Consider the following 7,641-nt stretch of genomic DNA (forward strand, 5'->3'; position numbering starts at 1 on the left):
GCCAGCGACATCGCTGCGCGACAACGCCTCTTGATCCAGGCCAACCTCGTGTGACACTATCCCCAACGTCACCGCTGACACATCACCATCAATGTCGCTGACCAGTCACCGACGATGTCGCGCTACAATCGGCTGCCGATCCTTGCATCCATTATATTCCCACTAAAAAGATAGGCAATAGCCATTGCGCTGGACCGAAGGCGGCTTGCGATGGGGGGAGGGGCGGGATACGAGCGCGCATGGCCAAACAGCGTGTCGACCAGATGCTCGTGGATCGTGGACTGGTGGAGTCGCGCGCGCGGGCGCAGGCGCTCATCATGGCGGGACTGGTCTTCGCGGGCGAGGCGAAGGTCGCCAAGCCCGGCCAGCAACTGGTCGAGGATGTCGCGTTGAATGTGCGTGGCCGCGACCATCCCTGGGTGTCGCGCGGCGGGATCAAGCTGGCGCATGGGCTGGACCATTTCGGCTGGGACGTGACCGGTGCGGTCGCGATCGATGTCGGGTCCTCGACCGGCGGGTTCACCGACGTGCTGCTGCAAAAGGGCGCCGCGCGGGTCTATGCGGTGGATAGCGGCACCAACCAGCTCGCCTGGTCACTGCGGCAGGACCCGCGCGTCATCGTCCATGAACAGACCAGTGCCCGCATCCTGACCGAGGCGCATATCCCCGAACCGATCGACATGATCGTGTGCGATGCGAGTTTCATCGGGCTGGCCAAGGTGCTGGAGCGGCCTATCAGTTTTGCCGGCCCGTCCGCCCGCCTGCTCGCGCTTATCAAGCCGCAATTCGAGGCCGGGCGCGGCGAGGTCGGCAAGGGCGGCGTGGTACGCGATCCGGTGGTCCATGCACGGGTCTGCGACGAGGTCGTCGCCTGGCTGACCGGGGCGGACTGGTCCGTGGTGGGGGTCGTACAAAGCCCTATCACCGGCCCGGAGGGCAATATCGAGTTTCTGGTCGCCGCATCCCGAAATTGAACGGGCGTCGCGCGGCCGCGTTGAGCTTTTCGTTTACTCCATGGACGCAGTGCGGCAGATCGACTGCATCATAACGAAAGAGAAACGAGTGGGCACGATCGCGTCGAAGGGACAGTTGAGAATGTCGTTCGTGCGCTGGGCGGTCGTGGTCGTGCCGCTGATCCTGCTGCTCGGCTTCGCGTCGGGGCGTGCCGTGCCTTCGGGCAGCGAGAGCGAGTGGTACCGGGCGTTGACCAAGCCCGAACTGACGCCGCCGGACTGGGTCTTCCCGGTTGCCTGGACCACGCTCTACATCCTGATCGGCCTGGCGCTGGCGATGATCCTCAATGCGCGCGGCGCGGCGGGGCGGGGGTTGGCCATCACTTTGTTCGTCGTGCAATTCGTGCTGAATCTCAGCTGGATGCCGCTGTTTTTCGGCGCGCATCGGGTCGGGCTGGCGATCATGCTGATGGGCACCATCCTCCTGCTGTCGATCGCGACCACTTTCGCCTTTGCGCGTATTCGGCGTGGCGCGGCGTGGCTGATGCTACCTTATCTGATATGCCTGTCCTTTGCGGGCGTGCTGACCTGGCGGATCGGGCAGCTCAATCCCGGTGCGGAAACTCTTGTGCCGGGCGCGCAGACCTCCCAAATGCTGTGAAACGATTTCTGGGATTTTGATCATGCAGGCCGACAACAAGATTTTCGACGATTTCGCCAAGGTGATGAACGGCCTGGCCGGGACGGTCGCGGGCATGGGGCGCGAGGCCGAGGCGAGCGCCCGGTCGCGCGCGCGCGAATGGATTGGTGGCCTCGACTTTGTCAGCCGCGAGGAGTTCGAGGTGGCCAAGGCGATGGCCGTCGCCGCGCGCGACGAAGTGGATGCGCTGAAGGCCCGTCTCGATGCGCTGGAGGCCAGGCTGAACGGGACCGAGTCCTGAGCGGTTCGTTCCACGCCGGGGGGCTGCCCTTCCCCAATGGTGGGGCAGCTATCCACAGCTTTCCGGCATTGGCGGCTTGCGGCGTGACCGGGCAGGGTGCAACCTGTCCCGGTCCGGTTTTGTTCGCAGGAAGCCATGATGCTTGAATCGACCGATCATGACGCCGACGATTCGGCACCCATCGATATGCTGGAGGCGTATTTCGCCGCGCATGGATGGGAGCATGAGCGCCATGACGAAGAGATCGTGGCGACGGTCAAGGGTAGCTGGGCCAGTTACGAGTTGCGCGCCCTGTGGCGGGACGATGATAGCGTCCTGCAATTCCTGGCTTTTCCCGACATCAAGGTGACCGAGGATCGCCGCGCGAGCATTTACGAGGCGTTGGCACTCGTCAATGAACAGCTGTGGATCGGCCATTTCGAGCTATGGTCCAACAGCGGCATTCTCCTGTATCGCCACGCCGCGATGGTGGATGGCGGAGAGGATGGCACGATCTCGCTCGATGCGACCGAGTTGCTGGTCGAATCGGCGATCGAGGAGTGCGAGCGCTTCTATCCCGTGTTCCAGTTCGTCCTTTGGGGCGGAAAGACCCCGCGTGAGGCCCTGGCCGCCGCGCTGATCGAAACGCAGGGCGAAGCGTGAGCTTCCCCGAAGGGCCGATCTGGCTGATCGGGTGCGGCAATATGGCGGGCGCGATGCTGCGCCGGTGGCTGGCGGAGGGGCTGGACCCTCTGCAGGTGACCGTCGTCACGCGCTCCGGTCGGGGCGTGCCGGACGGCGTGCGTTCGCTGACCGCGTTGCCGGTCGATGAGGCGCCCGCGACGCTGATGCTCGGGTTCAAGCCGCAGCAACTGGGCGATATCGCGTCGACGCTGGCGCATCTTCGCCCCGCGCTGCTGCTGTCGATCCTGGCCGGGGTCGAGGAACAGGCGCTGGCGGCGCGGATTCCGGCGGGCGCGGTGGTTCGGATGATGCCCAATCTGCCGGTCGCGATCGGGCAGGGGGTAACCGCGCTTTATACTTGTTCGACCGATCCTGCGGTCCGTGCCGCCGCCGATGCGTTCGCGCAGCCGCTGGGCCTTGCCGCCTGGATCGACGATGAGGCGCGGTTCGATGCGGTGACGGCGCTGGCGGGTTGTGGCCCGGCCTTCGTATTCCGTTTCATCGATGCAATGGCACAGGCGGGTGTCGCGCTGGGCCTCGCCCCGGAACTGGCGCAGCGCTTGGCCTTGGCGACGGTCGATGGCGCGGGGGCCATGGCGATCCGCGCGGATGTGTCGCCATCGGCGCTGGCCGATCGGGTTGCCAGCCCCGGAGGTTCGACCCGCGAGGGGCTGAACGTGCTGGATGCCGATGACGGCTTGCTGCGATTGATCGCCGCAACACTGACGGCGTCGGAGCGCCGCAACCGCGAAATGGCCGCCGCCGCGCGCTGAAACGGGTGATGACGGGCCCTGCTGATGGAGCTCTCATCCGGGTAGAGGCTGGAACGGTCAGGTGCATCAGCATCTGTTCCGCCGCGAGGCGCTGCCTTGAGCGCCGTCCGGCATAACCTCAGCGTGTCTTGGGTAAGTCGGGTCGGCGATCAGCCGTCATTGGCGCGAAGCTGTTCGATCCGCGCCCGCTCCGGTTCGGGGATGAAGCCTTCCAGTACGGTCCAGAACCCCGTCACCGCCTGCTGTCCGGCCCGCGCATAGGCCTTGGCGAGCTTTTCGCGCAGCGCGTCGAACAGGTCGGTCTCCATGGCGGCACCCGTCGCGGTCAGTCGCAACAGCCTTTGCCGCCGATCGCGATCCCCCGGCCGGGTCTCCACCAGGTCGCGGCTGATGAGTTCGTTCAGCACGCGGCCAAGCGATTGTTTGGTGATCGCCAGCAGCGACAGGAGTTCGCTGACCGTCATGTCGGGCTTGCGCGCCATGAAATACAAAGCGCGGTGATGAGCACGACCCAGCCCCTGCGCGGCGAGACCACGGTCGATCGATCGCACAAGGTGGGCGTTGCCGAAATACAGCAATTCCAGACCCCTGCGGAGTTCCGGTTCACGAAGAAACTGTGCCGATGCGGACTGGTTCGAGGCAGCCATGTTGACCCGTCTACTCACACGTCCTAGGCCACGGCAACCCAAAACAGAGAGAAGATCATGGCAGCGTCCCCCTCCCTTACGTTTCGGTTCGATCCTTGCACGACCCCGGTGGCGGCAGGCGAGCGGGCGGCGCGTCTGGTCGATCCGGGGTTCGGTCGGGTCTTTACCGATCACATGGCGCTGATCCGCTATAGTGACGAAAAGGGCTGGCATGATGCGCAGATCACCGCGCGCGTGCCGCTCAGCCTCGATCCCGCCGCATCGGTCCTGCATTATGCGCAGGAGATCTTCGAAGGGATGAAGGCCTATCATCTGGCCGATGGCGGCACCGCGCTGTTCCGGCCGGAGGCCAATGCGCGTCGTTTCCAGGATTCGGCGCGGCGTATGGCGATGCCCGAGCTGCCGGAAAATCTCTTCCTCGAATCGGTCGAGCGGCTGGTCGCGGTCGAGCGCGACTGGATTCCCGAACAGGATGGCGGCGCGCTCTATCTGCGTCCTTTCATGTTCGCCAGCGAGGTTTTTCTGGGCGTAAAGCCGTCCTCCGAATATCTGTACATGGTCATCGCCTCCTCGGTCGGTGCCTATTTCAAGAGCGGTGCGCCCGCCGTGTCGATCTGGGTGAGCCAGGAGTACACCCGCGCGGCGCCCGGTGGCACCGGCGCGGCCAAGTGCGGCGGCAATTATGCGGCCAGCCTGCTCGCGCAGAAGGAGGCGATCGCCAATGGTTGCGACCAGGTGGTCTTCCTCGACGCGGTCGAACGCCGCTGGGTCGAGGAACTGGGCGGCATGAACGTCTTTTTCGTGTTCGACGACGGCTCGCTGGTGACGCCGCCGCTCACCGGTACGATCCTGCCCGGCATCACCCGCGATTCGATCCTGACCATCGCGCGCGCGCAGGGCCTGACCGTGCGTGAAGAGCCCTATGCCATCGACCAGTGGCGCGCCGATGCGGTCAGCGGGCGACTGGTCGAGGCCTTTGCCTGTGGCACGGCGGCGGTCGTCACCCCCATTGGCCGTGTCGCCGAGCCAGCAGGCAGCTTTACGGTCGGCACCGGCGGTCCGGGCCAGCTGACCGCCAGCTTGCGCGAACAGCTCGTGTCGATCCAGCGCGGCCAGGCGCCGGACCCGCATGGCTGGATGCGCCGCCTGGGCTGATCGGGTCGAGGCCGTGAAATCACCGATATAGGGGCTTTTCAAGCACGGCGCGCCCGGTATAAGGCGCGCCTCTCCACTGGGGCGTCGCCAAGCGGTAAGGCAACGGTTTTTGGTACCGTCATACGCAGGTTCGAATCCTGCCGCCCCAGCCAAGCACTGATTGCCCCAGCTAAGGGGACGGAAAACCGCGGTTTTCGGTAACTTGGCAGGGCTTCAACCATCGCAGTGGCGTCAACTGACGCCAGTCGATGGAGCCAGTCCCTGATGCCAGCGATCGAGAACGTCACCCGCCGCAGTGCGGTCTATTGGTGGCGGCGAAGACTGCGTTTGGCGCCAGCGAGCGCAAAACCTATAACCGTAGTAATGATGGTCAGCCTTCTGACGAAGGACCAGCCGGTCGCGCGTCGACGCGCGGTCGCGATGACCGGGCAGAGCGAGACGGTGCGGATGAGCCTGTACGAGAAGATTGAGCGAGACGGCCTAACCGCCGACCAAGCAAGTGCCGTATTCCAGGAGGAGATGATCCGCTACCGAAATATGCTGGCCTATCAGCACCAGTCGATCCAGCAGGACGGCTAAGGCCATGTCGCGGAACGCTTCGCGCAGATGCGGGCCATCTATAGTGCGGTGAACCGCGATTTTGCCGACAATGGCTTCACCGATTATCTTGGTATCGATTATGTAGGCGGCTTCGATCGCCGCTTTGCCGACTTGGACGACGAAGCTCGCGGGCATCTCTATGCAATGCTCGGTCGAACCCCCGAATTGCCCGAGCACCTGCTCAACGAAGCGCGAGACCTGTTGCGCCGCGTGGGTGTGGACGACTCCGGCGACCGGAGTGGGGCCGCCCGTCATATCATGTGTCAGGCGCGAGCGGCGGCTGCGGCGTCGTACGGCGATCCGGCGTTGCAGGATATGGCCGATCGAATGGCCGTCGCGGCGACCATTATGCGATCCCTTGGCACGGTGGCTCCTTCGCCTGCAGAAATCGTAGCTCCAACGCCAGCCCCCATGTCCGCGCAGACGGCGGCGAATGTCGCGGCCGATCCCGAGCAATGGGATGAGGAGGATGGGGAGGACGAGAAAGCGGAAAGGCAGCGCTACGCGCGCATGAGCCCGTTGGAGGTAGTTGAGGCGTATATGAGCCTCAAGCCAAAGGCCCGAGGGCGCGCCACCGTGACCAAAGCGGCCGCTAACAAGCCCAAGTCGCAGGCGAAGACTTGGGCCGACAGTCAGCGGCGTCAGTTTAAGGCGGCAGCCTTCTTGTTCGGCAAGTCCAATGGCGGCAAGCCCTTGGCGCGAACGAGGCAGGAGGATATCAACCGGTTCTACGACCAGCTCAACCGCATGCCTTCCACGCATCACAAGTCCGTGCGGCACGAGCCGATGAAGATCGAAGACATCTGCCTTGAGGCTGCCAACCGGGTGGAGGAGGCGGAGAAGCACGAAGAAGCCATTAATTTCACGATCGGATTGGATGTCGGTACGATCAATAGGCACTTCGCCAACCTGAAAAAGCTGTCCACATGGCTTGCCAGCAAGACGAAAATGCGGGTGCTCGATTTCTCCGACTACATTCTCGTGGAAGAGGAGCGCGACGAACGGACGGAGCGTGATGGTCGTGTCCGTCAACGTGGTGTAATTTCGGGTGTGGCACCGGGCTGCATCGATCAGGCGGCCTTGGGTGTAATCTGTAGCGGCGTCACCTCCTCGATCTGTGGTGTGGCGAGAGCGGCGATGCCCTCGATCTGCATGTAGCGGTTCTGGATCTGGTACTCGTCGTTCTGTTCGAGCAGCACGGCGCCGATGAGGCGGGTGATGCTGTCCTCGTTGGGGAAGATGCCGACCACGTCGGCGCGGCGCTTCACCTCCTTGTTGAGCCGTTCCAACGGGTTGGTGGAGTGCAGCTTGGTGCGGTGCTGCTCGGGGAAGGTGATGTAGGCGAGCACGTCGTGTTCGGCGTTGTCCATGCAGGCGCCGAGTTTCGGCCAGCGGGCACGCAGCTGGTCGGCGACGTGGCGCCAGGTCTGGGTGGCGGCGGCATGGTCGGGCTGGAGGAAGACCTGCCGGATCGCCGCGGCGACCATGGTGGTCTGGCCCTTGGGCACATGGGCCAGTGCGTTTCTCCTGAAATGCACGCGGCAGCGCTGCCATGTGGCGCCGACGATGCGGGTGATCGCCGCCTTCAGGCCTTCGTGCGCATCGGAGATGACCAGCTTGACGCCCTTCAGGCCGCGTCGGACGAGGTCGCGCAGGAAGGTCGACCAGAATGGCTCGGCCTCGCTGGGTCCGATGTGCAGCCCGACGATCTCGCGCTTGCCCTCTGTGGTGACGGCAACGGCGATTATCGCAGCGACCGAGACGATGCGGCCGCCTTCGCGGACCTTGAGGTAGGTGGCGTCCAGCCAGAGGTACGGCCACTCGCCAGCGAGCGGGCGCTTCAGGAAGGCGTTCACGCGCTCGTCGATGTCCTTGCACAGCTTGGACACGCTCGACTTCGAGATGCCCG

The 7,641-nt window shown here is 64.4% G+C and carries 10 protein-coding genes and 1 tRNA gene; 9 read left to right on the forward strand and 2 right to left on the reverse strand.

The genetic code is table 11. The features are described 5' to 3' along the window. Nucleotides 1–239 precede the first annotated feature (239 nt). The 5 genes from RN629_RS17890 to RN629_RS17910 all read left to right on the forward strand — a co-directional run bounded on the left by RN629_RS17890 (nucleotide 240) and on the right by RN629_RS17910 (nucleotide 3,330). Nucleotides 240–974, forward strand: a complete 735-nt coding sequence (locus RN629_RS17890) for a TlyA family RNA methyltransferase (RefSeq protein WP_407036453.1) — start codon at nucleotides 240–242, stop codon at nucleotides 972–974. A 121-nt stretch (nucleotides 975–1,095) separates the two neighbouring features. After that, nucleotides 1,096–1,614, forward strand: coding sequence for a TspO/MBR family protein (locus RN629_RS17895; RefSeq protein ID WP_407036461.1), 519 nt, complete (start codon nucleotides 1,096–1,098; stop codon nucleotides 1,612–1,614). A 22-nt stretch (nucleotides 1,615–1,636) separates the two neighbouring features. Then, on the forward strand, nucleotides 1,637–1,894 hold the full coding sequence (locus RN629_RS17900) for an accessory factor UbiK family protein (protein WP_407036454.1): 258 nt from the start codon (nucleotides 1,637–1,639) through the stop codon (nucleotides 1,892–1,894). Nucleotides 1,895–2,029: 135 nt separating this feature from the next. Then, nucleotides 2,030–2,536 (forward strand): YbjN domain-containing protein, encoded by a 507-nt coding sequence (locus RN629_RS17905; RefSeq protein WP_455189845.1) that lies wholly within the window; start codon nucleotides 2,030–2,032, stop codon nucleotides 2,534–2,536. Continuing rightward, nucleotides 2,533–3,330: a pyrroline-5-carboxylate reductase family protein gene (locus RN629_RS17910; RefSeq protein ID WP_407036455.1), complete on the forward strand. Its 798-nt coding sequence runs from the start codon at nucleotides 2,533–2,535 to the stop codon at nucleotides 3,328–3,330. The genes RN629_RS17905 and RN629_RS17910 overlap by 4 nt, the downstream gene beginning before the upstream one ends. Nucleotides 3,331–3,479: 149 nt before the next feature. Here RN629_RS17910 and RN629_RS17915 read toward each other — a convergent pair whose 3' ends face one another. Next, nucleotides 3,480–3,977: a MarR family transcriptional regulator gene (locus RN629_RS17915; protein ID WP_407036456.1), complete on the reverse strand. Its 498-nt coding sequence runs from the start codon at nucleotides 3,975–3,977 to the stop codon at nucleotides 3,480–3,482. Between the two features lie 57 nt (nucleotides 3,978–4,034). On the opposite strand from RN629_RS17915, the gene RN629_RS17920 reads away from it, so the two are divergent. The 4 genes from RN629_RS17920 (at nucleotide 4,035) to RN629_RS17935 (ending at nucleotide 6,890) form a co-directional block, all read left to right on the forward strand. Beyond that, the gene (locus tag RN629_RS17920; protein ID WP_407036457.1) at nucleotides 4,035–5,132 is read left to right on the forward strand and encodes a branched-chain amino acid aminotransferase; all 1,098 of its coding nucleotides are present in this window, start codon (nucleotides 4,035–4,037) and stop codon (nucleotides 5,130–5,132) included. Between the two features lie 77 nt (nucleotides 5,133–5,209). Continuing rightward, a tRNA-Gln gene (locus tag RN629_RS17925) sits at nucleotides 5,210–5,284 on the forward strand. Nucleotides 5,285–5,396: 112 nt separating this feature from the next. Continuing rightward, complete coding sequence (locus tag RN629_RS17930) at nucleotides 5,397–5,711, forward strand: hypothetical protein (protein ID WP_407036458.1); 315 nt, start codon at nucleotides 5,397–5,399, stop codon at nucleotides 5,709–5,711. Nucleotides 5,712–5,738: 27 nt separating this feature from the next. Continuing rightward, a complete protein-coding gene (locus RN629_RS17935) occupies nucleotides 5,739–6,890 on the forward strand; it encodes a hypothetical protein (RefSeq protein ID WP_407036459.1) in 1,152 nt (383 codons plus the stop codon). On the opposite strand, the gene RN629_RS17940 is transcribed toward RN629_RS17935, so the two are convergent. Further along, the coding region (locus tag RN629_RS17940) for an IS256 family transposase (protein ID WP_407036460.1) at nucleotides 6,803–7,641 on the reverse strand (839 nt) is incomplete at its 5' end. The genes RN629_RS17935 and RN629_RS17940 overlap by 88 nt on opposite strands.

The sequence above is a fragment of the Facivitalis istanbulensis genome, from assembly GCF_040560405.1.
Taxonomy (GTDB): domain Bacteria; phylum Pseudomonadota; class Alphaproteobacteria; order Sphingomonadales; family Sphingomonadaceae; genus Sphingomonas; species Sphingomonas istanbulensis.